Origin of the sequence: Arthrobacter sp. lap29, from assembly GCF_032458965.1 — a bacterium.
GTDB lineage: Bacteria > Actinomycetota > Actinomycetes > Actinomycetales > Micrococcaceae > Specibacter > Specibacter psychrochitiniphilus.
In genome coordinates this window covers 65881-79674 of record NZ_JAUCEK010000002.1, presented here as the reverse complement: position 1 = coordinate 79674, position 13794 = coordinate 65881, and the positions used below count along the sequence as shown (strand labels likewise).

The following is a 13794-nucleotide window of genomic DNA, read 5'->3' as shown; positions in this document are numbered from 1 at the left end:
GAGTTCTCCCCGGCGTTGACTCCAGTCTGCCGCGGTTCAAACACAGACGATAGGAGCCATGTGTAAAGAATTTAGCGCGATCCATTACACTGTGTAAATGCTGCCAACATTGCGCTCTATCCTGAACCTGCCTGTGGTCCGCGCTGCCGATCCCGAAATCCTGGGCGGAGACGGCAGTTTGGGCGGGGACGGTGGCCTTGATACTCCCGTCCGGTGGGTCCACGTCAGTGAGTTGCTGGATTTGGCCGGGCTGCTCTCTGGTGGCGAGTTGGTCCTCACTACCGGCCTTGAGCTGGATAAGGACCCGGGCCGCACCGCTGCGTACATCCGCTCCCTTGAAACCGCGGGCGCAGCCGGGCTGATCATCGAGCGCACAGCACCGAAGGAAAGTACCACAGCGGCACTCAAGGATGCAGCCAAGGCGGCAGGAATGCCGATCGCCGTGGTGCACCGCCGTGTCAGGTTCGTTGAAATCACCGAGATCGTGCACAGGATGATCGTTGCCGAACAGCTGGAGAAAGTGGAACACGCAAGGGATGTCCATGAGGCGTTCACCGTCTTGAGCCTTGAAAGCGCCGGGACCGCGCAGGTGGTGGAACAGGCCGCGGCGATGATCGGGGCACCCGTGGTGCTTGAGGACCTCCAACACCACGCCCTGGCCTTTTCGGCGCAGGGCTTACCCGCCACAGAATTACTCCACGATTGGGAGCGGCGCTCCCGCACAACTCCTCCGGCCCGGCCCGCCGCCGATTCAACGGCAAGAGCTAACACCGTGGCTCGTAGCGGTCCGGATGGCTGGCTGCAGGTTCCGGTTGGCATTAAAGCTCAGCTGTGGGGACGCTTGGTGGTGCCGCTGCCACCGGACAGCGTCCACGAGGACGAGGCTGCGGTTATGGTCCTTGAGCGCGCGGCCCAGACGCTTGCTATCAACCGGCTGGCCGAGAGGGATCAGCGCGGGCTCTCCGAACAAGCCCAAGCAGGCCTGCTCAGCGCCCTGCGCCAACCACGCGGACTGACCGAGGCCGAGGCGCTGGCTCGCTCCGGGTCCCTGGGCCTGAAACGCTCACCCTTCTACCTTCCCCTGGTGTTTCGCAGCCTCCATCAGGACTCATCCCCGGGCGATCCCCTAGCCAACCAGCAGCAAGAAAGGGCGCTGCTTGAACTCCTGGGCACGGCCTTGAAATCCACGGCGGGCAATGCTCTCACGGCCAGCATCGAGTCGGGTTCAGTGGGCATGCTCCTTGGCCTTGCGGCCAAGGAACTCGAAGACCACACCCTTCAGCGCCTGGCGGCTGCACTCTCCACCCAGGTGGGCCACGGCGAAGGTGACTTAGCCGCCCGCTGGATCATCGGCGTCGGCCGCTACCGCCCAACGCTACTTGAGGCGGCCGCAGGCATTGACGAAGCTACGCACGTGGCAGACACAGCGGCAACGTTGCGCAAACAAGACAGGGCTTACTACCGGGCCACGGACATCAGGCTGGGCGGCCTGTTGGCCCTGATTCGCAACGATCCGCGCGTGCAGCAATTTGCCGAGTCCGAGCTGGAAACCGTTTTGGCGGCCGAGGCCCAAGGCGCACAGGGATACTTGGAGCTACTGGGCCGCTATCTCGATGCCGGAGGCAACAAGGCGGCCATGGCCCGCAGCGGATACCTGAGCCGGCCAACCCTGTATGCCCGCCTCGCCAAGTTGGAACAGCTTCTGGAGGTTGACCTAGACGACCCTGAATCGCGGACGTCACTGCACGTGGCACTGATGCTGCACAGGCTTCGCGGCCAGTAGCCTGCCGGTGCCTCAACGGCGCGTTACCTCAACGGTCCGGCACCTCAACGGCGCGTTATTCGCTGGCGAAGTACACCTTGCGCAACGTCTCGGTGACGGTCCAGGCTGTGCGTTGGCCGGCGCGGAGGCGGACAACGTCCCCTGCGGCGATGTCCAGCGCGTGTCCTGTACCGAGGAATTCGATGCGGGCCCTGCCGGCGAGCACAACGAAGACCTCCTCGGCCTCGGTGTCGGTTGCGGTCCCGGGCGTCATTTCCCAAATGCCCACGCTGACGCCATCCAAGCCTTCAAGCTCGTGAATCGCGGTACTGGGGTTTCCCGCCAGCACGTCCTCGGCGGGGATCCGCTGGTGCTCCAGCTCAAGTCCGGGCGCCGAAAACCATTCGGCAGTCTTGACACTCATTGGTGTGTTCCTTTGTTGAAAAGTGGATTGCGGGTGCCGCGGCTTATGCGGCACCCGCCGTGGTTTAAGAGTCGAAACCAAGCCCGACGGCGTCGAGCGTCTTCAGGATCACGTTGCGTTTGCCCTCGTTGTGGTCCGCGCGGTCCATGGACCAGCGGGTCAGATTGATGCCTATGGACGCGAGCGGCTCAGGCGGGAACGGCAACGGCCGTTTGCTGACCATCTCAAGACGGGTCCGCTCGGTGTCCTTGCCTGAGAGCAGGTCCAGCATGACATCGGCGGCAAACCTGGTTGCCCCCACCCCCAGCCCGGTGAATCCTGCCGCGTAGGCCACCCGCCCCTTGCGGGCCGTGCCGAAGAACGCGCAGAACTGGGTGCTTGAATCGATGCCACCACCCCACTTGTGGGAGAACTTCAGGCCTTCAAGCTGCGGGAAGGTGGTAAAAAAGTGGCTGGCCAGCTTCGCGAAGGACTCCTCCCGCAACTCATATTCTTCCATGACCTTCCGGCCCGGATAATAAACGGCGTCATACCCTCCGAAGAGGATGCGGTTGTCCTTGCTCAGACGGTAGTAGTGGAATTGGTTGGCCATGTCGCCGATGCCGTGGCGGTTCTCCCAGCCAATCGAAGCGAGTTGCTCGGCCGAGAGCGGCTCGGTCATGAGTGCATAGTCGTAGACAGGGACAGTCATGAGGCTGTTGCGTTTGAGCAGTGAGGGGAACACGTTGGTGCCGAGGGCCACCTGCTTGCCCGTAACACTGCTAGTGACACCACCCGAGATTGACTCAACGCGCACGCCATGAGCCTGATCCTCCAAGCTGGTAACAGGTGTCTGCTCAAAGATGCGGACACCTAGCTCGCTCACAACACGTGCCAACTCGGCAACCAGCTTCGCGGGATGGACCATGGCTGTATCGTCCTTGAACCACCGCCCGGCAAGGTACGTCGGTGAGTTCACCAGCGAACGTACGCCGTCCTGGTCGAAGAACTCGCCACCTTCTTCATCGCCCTCCAGCCAGGGAACCTGATGCGGTTCCACTGCTACGTTCAGCTGCCCGGTCCGCTCGAATTCGCAGTCCATCGAGTAACGTTCGACTGTTTCGGCGATACCGTCAAGATTTTCCATGCCAAGGCGTTCCAGCTGCTCCAGTTCCTTGGGCCAGCGATTCTTACCGTTTTCATAGCCGTGCGTGAGGCTTGCCTCGCAGAAGCCGCCGTTGCGCCCGGAAGCAGCCCAGCCAAGACGCTGCGCCTCAACCACGACGACGTCCAGGCTAGGGTTGCGCTCCTTGGCCCGCAATGCGGTCCACAGCCCGGTGTAGCCACCACCGACTATCACCAGATCGGCCTGCAACTTCCCCTCAAGGCGAGGGTAGCGAATCACGTCCGGCCCTAGATCATCGATCCAAAACGGACGGGGAACAGTTCCTGACAATGATGCTTCCACAACGGCTGAGCTGGGGAATTTCCGTTCAAATACGGTGGTATGCACTTAAATCTCTCCTACTTGGGCGGCCGTCCCGGCACCGGAAACCTTGGTGGCGGGACAGCCTTGAGTAACGAATTTAGACTGGCTGGTCCTGCCAGAGAAGTTGGGGACGGGAGTTGATGAGTGTCCGGGTGTACTCGCTGGCAGGGGCGCCCAGGATCTGCGCGGTTGAACCTTGTTCAACGATCACCCCGTCCCGCAACACCAACAGTTCCGAGCAAAGCCGTGAGACCACGGCAAGGTCATGGGTGACGAAGAGGATTGTCAGACCCAATTGATCCCTGAGTTCTTCCACAAGTTCCAGCACCTGAGCCTGAACCGAAACGTCCAGGGCGCTGGTGGCTTCATCCAGGACCAGCAGCTTGGGCCTGGCGGCCAAAGCCTTGGCGATGGCAACACGCTGGCGCTGACCACCTGAGAGCGCACGGGGCTTGGATTCGAACCGTTCCGGACCAATGCCCACCCGGTCAAGGAGTTCCCTGGCGCTTTGTAAGGCCGCGCTGCGAGTCTGCCCTTGATGGAGCCGGAAAACATCGGCCACGGCCTTGCCCACGGGAATCCGGGGATCAAGGGAGAGGTACGGATCCTGGAAAACGATCTGTACGTCCTTGGCCAAAAGCTTGCGCTCACCGGCCTTCAGAGCACGGTGAGCCCGGGGCCGGCCACTAACTTCCAGCTCCCCGGCCTCGGGCGTTTCAAGGGCAACGATCATACGAGCCAGGGTGGATTTCCCCGAACCCGACTCACCCACAACACCCAGCGAACCGCCCTTGGCCAGCTTGAAGCTTGCATTGTTCAGCGCGTTGAGGATCTCCCCTCCGGGCAGCGTGTAGCGCCGGCACAGTCCCTCAACCCGCAATAGCGGGCTCTGATCGTTTTGGACAGGAACTGCAGGAACCTTGTCAATGTCGATGCTTGGCGTTGCCGCGATGAGCTGGCGCGTGTAGTCCGCCTGCGGGCTGGTGAAGACCTGGCGCGACCCGCCGTGCTCAACAACCTCGCCCTTGCGCAATACGTAGACCCTGTCACACAGCGAGCCCGCGAGGTTCAGGTCATGAGTAATAAAGAGCATGCCCATGCCGCGGGCCTGCTGCTGTTCGCGCAGCAGCGTGACAATCCCAGCCTGGGTGGTGACATCAAGGGCTGTTGTTGGCTCATCGCACAGCAACAACTCGGGCGAGTCAAGCAGCGCCGCCGCAATCATGACCCTTTGGAGCATGCCGCCGGAGAGCTGATGCGGGTACTGGCGCATCATTTCCTTGGCGCGGCGCAGGCCCACCTGCTCCAGCTGGGCCGCGGCCTCTTGCCGGCTAAGTCCGCGCCAGCGCACCAGCGTCTCTGTGACAAAATCGCCTACGGTCCGCACCGGGTTGATGCCGGCGCGCGGGTCCTGGAAGATCATCGAGGCGCGGTTGCGGCGCAGCTCCAGCAGCTTGGTTCCGGAGGCTGTGGTGGTGTCAAGTCCGCGAACCTTCACCGAACCGCTCAGGCGTGAGGTCTCGGGGAAGAGGCCCAACGCCGCCCGTGTGGTCAGTGACTTTCCTGAACCAGACTCACCCACCAAGGCCACGGCCTCGCCTTCGTCCACGTGCAGGCTCACATCACTGAGCAGGTTCCCGCGGCCAGGAAAGGCCATGGAGAACTGTTCAATTTCAAGGAGTTTACTCATGAGAGGTTTCCGCCAATCCGATCGGAAAGTTCCTCACCGATCACGTTGATTGAGACAACAATAAGGACCACCACCAGTGCCGGCAGCAGAGCGGGCATGAGACTTCCGCTAAGCAAAGCCCCGCGGGCCTCCTCGATCATGGCTCCCCAGTCAGAAGTTGGTGGTTGAATGCCAAGGCCAATGAAGGACAGTGCGGCAAGATCGGCCAGGACGTAACCAAAATTCAGGGTGGACTGGGCGCCCACAGTGGGGACCAGGTTTGGCAGCACGCGGCCAAGCACCACCCAGGAGGTCCTGAAACCAAGCACGCGGTAGGCCTGAACGTAGGGCCGGGAGCGCTCGGATATGACAAGCTGCTGGGTCAAACGGGCAACGTAGGGAATGTAGCTGATGGTCATGGCGATGATTGGCGCCACGAGTCCCTTTCCGAACAGTGCAATCGCCAGCATGGAGAGTAGGAGTGCGGGGAAGGCAAAGACGAGGTCGAAGATGCGGCTCAGCAGTGCGCTGATCCAGCCATCGCTCCACCCCGCAGCCAGGCCCAGCAGCAGACCAAAGATAGTAGATGCCACAACCACAATCAACGGACCAACCAGTGAGGTACGCCCGCCAAACATGAGCCGGCTCAGTAGGTCACGGCCCATGGCGTCAGTGCCAAGCCAGTGGGCCAGGCTGGGGCCGCTCAGAACACTCTCAAGGTCCACATAGTTCGGATCGTGCGGTGCAATGAAGGGGGCAAGGACTGAGAGGAGGACAACGGTGAGCGCCACCACCACTGCTGCCCAGCCAACCGTTGAGAACATGCTTCCATAGCGGCGTTTTGATAGGCCGGGAAGAAGCGTTGCTGTGAGAGTCATCGGGACTCCGTTCCTGCTGCGATTCGAGGGTCAAGGAGGGGCTGGATCAGATCAACGATGGTGTTGGCCACAACGAAGGCGGTGACGACGATCATGACGATTGCCTGCACCACGGAGAAGTCGAGGCGGTCGATTGACTGCACCAGCAGCCCGCCAATTCCGGCTAGGCCGAAGGTTTGCTCCACGATGGCGCTTGAGACCAGAAGTCCGGCAATCAGAACGCCGCTCACGGTCAAGATGGGGGCCATGGCGTTGCGGAGTACGTGCCTGAAAACTACTGCGCTGGGTTTCAGACCGCGGCTGGTGGCCACCTCAACGTGTTCACGGGTCAGCTGCTCATTCATGGAGGACCGAGTAACCCTGGCCATGAAGGCAATGTAGGTGACGCCAAGGGCCAATGACGGCAGGGTTAGATGCCAGAGCCTGTCCAATCCGCCGCTTCCACTGCCAAAGGAGGGGAACCAGCCGAGCTGGACGGAGAACAGTGCCGTCAGGGCAATCGCTGCAACGAAGGGCGGAATGGCGCCAGCGGCCGTGACTGAGATCAGGATGAAACGGTCCCAGCCACCCTTGTTCAAGCTGGCCAAGATTCCGGCCGCTAATCCAAGGACGGTGATGAAGACTGCGGCCAGTGCTACGAGTTCAAGTGTCACGGGAAGCCGGGCCAGCAGCACCTCGCTGACATCCTGGCGGTAGGCAAGGGAGCGGCCCCAATCTCTATGGAGAATTCCGCCCACCCAGGAAAGGTATTGCTCTACGGGCGGCTTGTCCAGACCATATTGCTTGGTGATAGCAGCCAGTGCCGCGGGGTTGGGGCTGCGGCCACGCAAGAGGAACCGTGCGGGGTCCCCCGGGAGGATGAATCGCGAGAAGAAGACGATCAGCGAGGCGAAGAACAAGGTGATGAGCAGGGTTGCCACCTTGCGAATCACAAAGATCACCGGCGATGCCTTCAGCTTCTTCTTTGTGCCACGCGTTGACGGGGCCGGAGCCGCCACTATGTCAGTTACAGCCATGGTTACCGGCCTCCGATCGTTGCTGCCCACGGGAAGTACATGTAGTTGATTGACGGGGCCACACCGGTAATGCGCTTGCCCATCCACACGGAGGTGACTGTTTCATAGAGCGGGGACCACACCACCTCATCGCTGGCGATCTTGGCGGCCTGCGCCGTCAGTTGGGCTTTGGCATCGGGATCCTTGGTTCCGATTGCCTCGTTGACCAGGTCATCGAACTCGGTGTTTGACCAGCCCCCATAATTGCTGAAGTCCCCTGTGCGTAGCACCGTGTACATTTCAAGCGGTTCGGCACTTGAGAGGTACCAGGACGTCTCAAAGATATCGATCCCCTTGCGGGCTTCCGGGTCCGAGAACAACGTGGTGTATTTGTCATTGGACATGGTCAGAATTTCGGGCTCCAGGCCAATTTCCTTGGCGGCCGAGGCGACGGCCCGGGAGGCGATGTCAAAGGCGGCCGTGATGGACGCCGTCGCGTAGACGAACTTCTTCCCTGTTGCGCCGGCTTCCTTAACGAGGCGTTTGGCTTCTTCGAGATCGTAGTCAAGGGTTTGTAGCTCGCCGAAGGCTGCATCGACGGTAGCGGGTTTGGCCCCGATCCAGACGTTTTTGGTTGTCAGCCCATTAGTCACGCTCCCGTAGCCCTGCTCTGCGGCCCGCAGCAACGCCTCTCGGTTGATCGCCATCATGAGGGCCTTGCGGACGCGGACGTCTGCGAAGACCCCCTCAAGATTGGAGGTGACAAGGCTTTGCACCGAAGTGTCGGTACCGAAGTACATGTTCCCGGCGTCAGTATTTGCCTTCAAAATGTCAATGGCATTTGAGGGAACCTGCCAGCTCCCGTCGATCTCACCGGTCTGTAGTGCATTGGTGCGTGCGGTGGCATCGGGAAGGATTTGGAAGGACATCTCCTTCGCCTTGGCCTTGGCCTCCGGATCCCAATAGTTATCAAAGCGCTTCAGGCTGATGCTTTCACCCGGTGCCCAGTTATCAAACATGAAGGGGCCCGTGCAGTTCACACCGGTTGAAGAATTACCGTAATCGGTACCTGCCTCGGCGAGGGTCTTGGCCGATTCGATGACGCCCGGCGCACCCACAAGAGCTGAGTTCAGGCCGTAGTCCGGGGTTGTTGTGGTGATGGTGACCTCATAGTCGCCGGTCTTTTCAATGGAAGCTACACGATCAAAAGAGGAAGCCCAGAACGAGCCAACTTCTTCGCTCTGGTGGCGTTGGAGCGAGGCCACAACGTCGTCGGCGCTCATGAGTGAGCCATCATGGAAGTGCACGCCCTGACGGATGGTGTACACCCAGGTCAGGTCATCAAGTTGTTCAAACTTCGTGGCCAGCCCAGGAGATGTCGTGAGGTCCGCGTTCCAGCGAAAGAGGGATTCACACATGTTAGAGAGCACCAGGTTATCCGAATAATCGAAGGCATAGGCGTAGTCCAGTGAGAACGGCTCTGCGTAGAGCGCCCAGCTGAAACTATCGATTTCCTTGCTGGGCTTGGGTGTTGTGGCGCTGAGCTCGAACTTAGGGGCGCCGTCGTCGTTGCCAATCGCGGCGGGTCCGCAGCCGGTGAGCATGAGGGCAACAGCCGAACACCCGGCCATTCCAGGGCCAATCCGTCTCAGCCAGGTGCTAAATCGGGTCATGGGTTTCCTCCACAAATAGTGACTTGTGCTGGGGAATTCACTGGCTCACGCCCCGGGCAAAGACAAGCTCGCCGGCAATCCAGGTTTGGTCCACTTGGACCGTGTGCAAATCCTGCGGGGGGATGTCAAAGAGGTTTTTATCAAGAATTGCCAGGTCGGCGAGGGCGCCGGGACGGATGGTGCCGGTGGCCGCATCGAGGTGATTGACCCATGCAGTGCCCTGAGTGTAGGCATCGAGGATCGCTTTAAGCGTGAGCTTGTGCTGCTTAGGTCCCAACGCGGGCAGCGAGCCACCCGGCTCCACCCGGTTCACCGCCACGTGAATGGCCAAAATCGGGTTGGGAGAAGAGACTGCCCAGTCACTGCCGGCGGCCAGATGGGCACCTGCGGCAGCAAGTTCACCGAAGGGATAGTGGCGCTGGACGGCGCCGTCCTCCATGAACGGTAAGGTCAGTTCGTCAAGCTGTTCTTCGTGGCACGCCCAGAGTGCTTGGATGTTGGCTGTTGCGCCGATGGCTGCGAAACGCGGCGCGTCCTCACTGCGCACCACCTGAAGGTGCGCCAGGTGGTGCCGGTTGCCGCTGGGACCATTGACGGTAAGGGCATGTTCGATGGCGTCAAGGGCGTCAGTGACTGCACGGTCCCCCAAAGCGTGAAAATGGACCTGCATGCCGTTGGCGTCCAGATCTGTGACGAACTGGCGCATCTGGCCGGGTTCAAAGAATTCAATCCCGTGGTTGTCAGTAGCGTGTCCGTGATTGTCACGGTAGGGGGCGTGCATGGCTGCGGTGAAGTTTTCGGCTACGCCGTCAACCATGACCTTTACCGTTCCCGCCGAAAGCCGCAGCGGGTCGCAGGAGGCCGCGATTTGATCGCGCCGTGCCAGGATTGCCTCGATCTGCTCAGGGCCAGCGGCCCGGTCCCACCACTGGGCTGCGCGGACGCGAACCTTCAGTTCCTTATCCTCAAGCGCCTGGCGGTAGACCGCCAGGGTGTCACCGAAACCTTCCTCGGAGGCACCCACCCAGGCGTCTTGCCAGGCGGTAATTCCGTAGGAAACCATGAGCTCTTGGGCCCACAGCAACCCCTCACGGGCCTGGCCGGGGGCAATGCCCGGGTGCACATGGTCAAAGAGCCCCATGGCGCCTTCATGAACGGTTCCGGCAGGATAGCCATCAGCCTCACGCTCAAGACGGCCGCTGGCGGGGTCATGGGTTGAGGCGTCAATACCGGCCACTTCAAAGGCCTTGGTGTTGGCCCAGGCTCCGTGATGGTCGCGGTTCTGAATCAAGACGGGGCGGTCCGAGACCACTGCGTCAAGCATCTGGCGTGTAGGCGTTCCGCCCGGAAACAGATCCATGGCCCAGCCTGCGCCAATGATCCAGGGCTCATCCGGGTGGCTCTGTGCATAGTCACGAACAGCGGCGACTGCTTCATCTGCGGTGGTTGCCTCATTGAGATCGCACTGCAGGTGTTCAACGCCCGTCATGATGGGATGCACGTGCGCATCTTGAAAGCCCGGAATAAGGAGACGTCCACGCAGGGCAACATGGTGTGTATCCCTGGTTACAAAGGCTGAAAGCTCATCAAGGCTCCCAATGGCCAGCACGCGGCCTTCCCCGATGGCCACGGCTGCAGGGCGGGGGCCCTGCTCCAAACCTGTGTAGACCAAGCCATTGCCAAAAATCGTTGACGCGACTGTCATCGTGTACCCCTCGATAGAACGTTGTGTTGCACGTCACGTTATGCGGCAAAATTGAGAATGTCAATGACGTTGACAATGGCATTGACATTAGCGTTGACTGTGGTCAGCGATTCTCATGTAGCGTGGAATCAAAGAAGCAAATCAATCAATTTTTGGAAGAGGCGGTGCTACATGGCTATCCCCAGCCCCGTTCTAGCGAATGAACTCCACCCCGAACGGCGTGTGCGGCTCGATGCAGACACCATCATCGACGCCGTACTGGAACTTGCCCGCGACGAACCACAGTCGCGTTTCACTTTCAAGAGCCTCGGCGAGGCTCTTGGTGCCAACCCAACCGCCATGTACCGCCACTTCCGCAATCGTGACGCAATCCTGCAGGCAGCGCTGGACAGGTTGTTCACCATGGCGCTTGAGGAAGCCACGACGGCTCAGGCTCCTAAAGAATGGCGCCCTCGGCTTGAGTGCTACCTCAATGCCGTAGTCGATGTCTTCATCAAATACCCGTCCATTGGCTGCGACTCCTTCGCTACGGACACCTTTGGCCAGGGCGAGCTGCACGCCATCGAATTTGTCCTTTTGTGCCTCAAGGATGCCGGCCTGTCCGGTGAGCGCATAGTGCATTATTACGGCGCGCTGGAAAGCTTCACGCTGGGCCATGGCTCAGGACTGGCCCAGGAAGTACTGGCGAAACCAAACTCCGATGGCCACGAACCCTGGCTGGAGGCAATTGCCGTGGCCTCAGTCACCGGTTTCCCGCTGATCCAGGAACATCGCCAGCGCCTTCTTGACCTCGACGGCATCAGCGTTTTCCAGGCAGGCCTGGGCGCCATTCTCGATTCGGTGGAGCGCGACGGTACCCGCTAGACCACGGGGCGCGGCAGGACGCCGCGCCACGGCCTTACCCCACCCATCCCAAGGGAGCATGATGTACCAGTTCATCAACGGCAGCATCCGGCAGGGCTCATCGGCCCAGACGCACGACGTCGTCAATCCGGCCACGGGCGCCATCGTCGCTACCGTGGACCTCGCCAACGAGGACGACGTCGACAGTGCCGTGGCCGCCGCCCGCGCCGCGTTCCCCGCGTGGGCGCGCACGCCACCTGGCGAGCGCTCGGCCATCCTGCACCGCTTTGCTGCAATCCTGAGCGAACGCGCGGAGGAATTCGCCCAGATCGAGAGCAGCCAAACAGGCAAGCCGCTGCGGCTGACACGGAATTTTGACGTGCCGGGCACCATCGACAATGTGGAGTTCTTCGCCGGCGCCGCCCGCCACCTTGAAGGCAAGGCCACGGGCGAATATTCGCCCGAGCACACCTCAAGCATTCGCCGTGAGGCCATCGGTGTTATCGGCTCCATCACGCCGTGGAACTACCCACTGCAGATGGCCGGATGGAAAATCCTGCCAGCCATTGCTGCGGGCAACACGATTGTGCTCAAGCCGGCCGAGATCACTCCCCTGACCTCGGTGATGTTCGCCCAGGCGCTCCATGATGCGGGGCTGCCGCCCGGCGTCGTCAATGTCTTGGTGGGCACTGGCACTGAGGTGGGTGCGGCACTTATGGCACACGGGGACGTGGACATGGTCTCCTTTACCGGATCCACGGCGGTGGGCCGCACTGTCATGGAGGCCGCGGCAGCCAACACCAAGCGGGTCCACCTTGAGCTAGGCGGCAAGGCGCCGTTCGTGGTGTTTGAGGATGCCGATGTTGACGCGGCAGTCCATGGCGCCGTTGCAGGAAGCCTGATCAATTCAGGTCAGGATTGCACCGCCGCAACCCGCGCGATTGTGCACCGCTCCGTCTACCAGGAGTTCACCGACAAGCTGGCTCAGCGCTTCAGGGACATCCGTCTGGGCATGCAGGAGGACGACGGCGCGGACATCGGATCGCTGGTTTCCTTCAAGCACCGCGACCACGTGGCCGGGATGGTCGAGCGGGCCCGATGCTATGCGAAGGTCATTGCCGGCGGGGACATCCCCACCGACGGAGCTCTCGCTCAGGGCGCTTTCTACCCGGCGACTCTCGTTATCGATGCGGCACCCGAGAGCGAGATCGTCAAGGACGAAGTTTTTGGGCCCGTACTGGTTGTCCTGCCGTTCGACGACGACGACGAGGCCATCCGCCTTGCCAATGACACCGTCTACGGGCTGGCCGCATCGGCCTGGACAAGCAATCTGCAGAAGGCACTGCGCGCCACCCGCGAAATTCATGCCGGTTGTGTGTGGGTCAATGACCACATCCCCATCATCTCCGAGATGCCCCATGGCGGCTTCAAACAATCGGGCTTCGGCAAGGACATGAGCGCGTACTCCCTCGAGGAATACACACAGGTCAAGCACGTCATGTTCGAACTGACCGGCGCCGCCGAGAAGGACTGGCACCGCACCATCTTCGCGCTGCGCTAAGGCAGGTGTCCTCACGGGGGTGTCTTCTCATGGGAGGTGCCTTCTCATGGGGTGCCTTCTCATGGGGCGCTCCAGATGAAAACTGCCTGCAGGACTGCTGCTGCGCGGTAGCTGAGTGCAAGTTTGTCCTAACTTTGTCCTAACGGGCGGCCAGTCCGCGCCGTGGGAGCGGCCAATCGCGTGATCAACAGGCTCAGTCAGCAGATTTCTGAGATTCTGCAGTTTCCCCTGTGGGGCAGGCCACGTAGGCGCCGGTCAGCAAAGCCGTCAGTGCCGTTTCCAGATCCCGTTCAGGCTTTGGCGGCGGTGGCGCGTCCCTCGCGGACTTGCCCGCCTTCTGGGGCCTGAACGGCGTACTCATAGCCCACTGGGCATCAGAAAAACGATGTAACGCGATTTCACCCAAAAATTATCTCAACCCCCTGATCACACCATGAGGAGATACGTCTCAACTCCCAACCATAAGCAGCACGGTTACTTGATGGGAATGTTCCTTGCCCATCCCGAATCCAGTATAAGAAACTCCATGGCCTTCAGCCGGTCGTTGAGTTCGGCCGCGCCCAGTCGAGGTCTTCGGCCCTGTGAATGCTCACGTCTGTGCCCTTGGGAAGGCATTCCCGGATCAGTGGAGTACTTACCCAAGGGCATCGAGCTCAACAATCACCCGCGCTATCTGGACTCCATCACCGGCGAGCTCACCGCCCGCCCCCGGGCAGTCTTGGGATTCCTCACACCAAGGGAAGTATTCACCAAGCTACTCAACGAGGATGTTGCTAAGACGGCTTGACACCGCCAACCGTGGAGTTTGCCTTATTT

11 protein-coding genes are annotated in these 13794 nt (G+C 61.0%); 4 read left to right on the top strand and 7 right to left on the bottom strand.

All coding sequences use genetic code 11. From position 1 onward, the window contains the following. Window positions 1–97: 97 nt before the first annotated feature. Complete coding sequence (locus tag RY113_RS03455) at window positions 98–1783, top strand: PucR family transcriptional regulator (protein WP_315913510.1); 1686 nt, start codon at window positions 98–100, stop codon at window positions 1781–1783. Window positions 1784–1838: 55 nt separating this feature from the next. Here RY113_RS03455 and RY113_RS03450 read toward each other — a convergent pair whose 3' ends face one another. The 7 genes from RY113_RS03450 to RY113_RS03420 all read right to left on the bottom strand — a co-directional run bounded on the left by RY113_RS03450 (window position 1839) and on the right by RY113_RS03420 (window position 10574). Next, window positions 1839–2186, bottom strand: a complete 348-nt coding sequence (locus tag RY113_RS03450) for a cupin domain-containing protein (protein WP_315913508.1) — start codon at window positions 2184–2186, stop codon at window positions 1839–1841. Window positions 2187–2250: 64 nt separating this feature from the next. Continuing rightward, window positions 2251–3678, bottom strand: coding sequence for an FAD-binding oxidoreductase (locus tag RY113_RS03445; RefSeq protein WP_315913506.1), 1428 nt, complete (start codon window positions 3676–3678; stop codon window positions 2251–2253). Between the two features lie 73 nt (window positions 3679–3751). After that, window positions 3752–5344, bottom strand: coding sequence for an ABC transporter ATP-binding protein (nikE, locus tag RY113_RS03440; protein WP_315913504.1), 1593 nt, complete (start codon window positions 5342–5344; stop codon window positions 3752–3754). Beyond that, entirely contained in the window at window positions 5341–6201 is an 861-nt protein-coding gene (locus RY113_RS03435) for an ABC transporter permease (RefSeq protein WP_315913502.1), read from the bottom strand. The genes nikE and RY113_RS03435 overlap by 4 nt, the downstream gene beginning before the upstream one ends. Then, window positions 6198–7217 carry an ABC transporter permease gene (locus tag RY113_RS03430; RefSeq protein ID WP_315913500.1) on the bottom strand — a complete coding sequence of 340 codons (1020 nt, stop codon included), beginning with the start codon at window positions 7215–7217 and terminating at the stop codon, window positions 6198–6200. Before RY113_RS03430 ends, RY113_RS03435 begins: the two co-directional genes overlap by 4 nt. A gap of 2 nt (window positions 7218–7219) precedes the next feature. Next, the gene (locus RY113_RS03425) at window positions 7220–8869 is read right to left on the bottom strand and encodes an ABC transporter substrate-binding protein (RefSeq protein WP_315913498.1); all 1650 of its coding nucleotides are present in this window, start codon (window positions 8867–8869) and stop codon (window positions 7220–7222) included. Between the two features lie 37 nt (window positions 8870–8906). After that, window positions 8907–10574 (bottom strand): amidohydrolase, encoded by a 1668-nt coding sequence (locus RY113_RS03420; protein WP_315913497.1) that lies wholly within the window; start codon window positions 10572–10574, stop codon window positions 8907–8909. A gap of 171 nt (window positions 10575–10745) precedes the next feature. Between RY113_RS03420 and RY113_RS03415 the strand changes: the two genes are divergently transcribed. The 3 genes from RY113_RS03415 to RY113_RS03405 all read left to right on the top strand — a co-directional run bounded on the left by RY113_RS03415 (window position 10746) and on the right by RY113_RS03405 (window position 13765). After that, window positions 10746–11438: a TetR/AcrR family transcriptional regulator gene (locus RY113_RS03415; protein ID WP_315913495.1), complete on the top strand. Its 693-nt coding sequence runs from the start codon at window positions 10746–10748 to the stop codon at window positions 11436–11438. 61 nt (window positions 11439–11499) lie between these two features. Beyond that, complete coding sequence (locus tag RY113_RS03410; RefSeq protein WP_315913808.1) at window positions 11500–12978, top strand: gamma-aminobutyraldehyde dehydrogenase; 1479 nt, start codon at window positions 11500–11502, stop codon at window positions 12976–12978. A 625-nt stretch (window positions 12979–13603) separates the two neighbouring features. Continuing rightward, window positions 13604–13765 carry a hypothetical protein gene (locus tag RY113_RS03405; RefSeq protein WP_315913493.1) on the top strand — a complete coding sequence of 54 codons (162 nt, stop codon included), beginning with the start codon at window positions 13604–13606 and terminating at the stop codon, window positions 13763–13765. The last annotated feature ends 29 nt before the right edge of the window (window positions 13766–13794 follow it).

Coding starts and splice junctions, on each gene's coding strand:
- RY113_RS03455 (WP_315913510.1), top strand. CDS start 98: ATGCTGCCAACATTGCGCTCTATCCTGAACCTGCCTGTGGTCCGCGCT.
- RY113_RS03450 (WP_315913508.1), bottom strand. CDS start 2,186: ATGAGTGTCAAGACTGCCGAATGGTTTTCGGCGCCCGGACTTGAGCTG.
- nikE (WP_315913504.1), bottom strand. CDS start 5,344: ATGAGTAAACTCCTTGAAATTGAACAGTTCTCCATGGCCTTTCCTGGC.
- RY113_RS03435 (WP_315913502.1), bottom strand. CDS start 6,201: ATGACTCTCACAGCAACGCTTCTTCCCGGCCTATCAAAACGCCGCTAT.
- RY113_RS03430 (WP_315913500.1), bottom strand. CDS start 7,217: ATGGCTGTAACTGACATAGTGGCGGCTCCGGCCCCGTCAACGCGTGGC.
- RY113_RS03425 (WP_315913498.1), bottom strand. CDS start 8,869: ATGACCCGATTTAGCACCTGGCTGAGACGGATTGGCCCTGGAATGGCC.
- RY113_RS03420 (WP_315913497.1), bottom strand. CDS start 10,574: ATGACAGTCGCGTCAACGATTTTTGGCAATGGCTTGGTCTACACAGGT.
- RY113_RS03415 (WP_315913495.1), top strand. CDS start 10,746: ATGGCTATCCCCAGCCCCGTTCTAGCGAATGAACTCCACCCCGAACGG.
- RY113_RS03410 (WP_315913808.1), top strand. CDS start 11,500: ATGTACCAGTTCATCAACGGCAGCATCCGGCAGGGCTCATCGGCCCAG.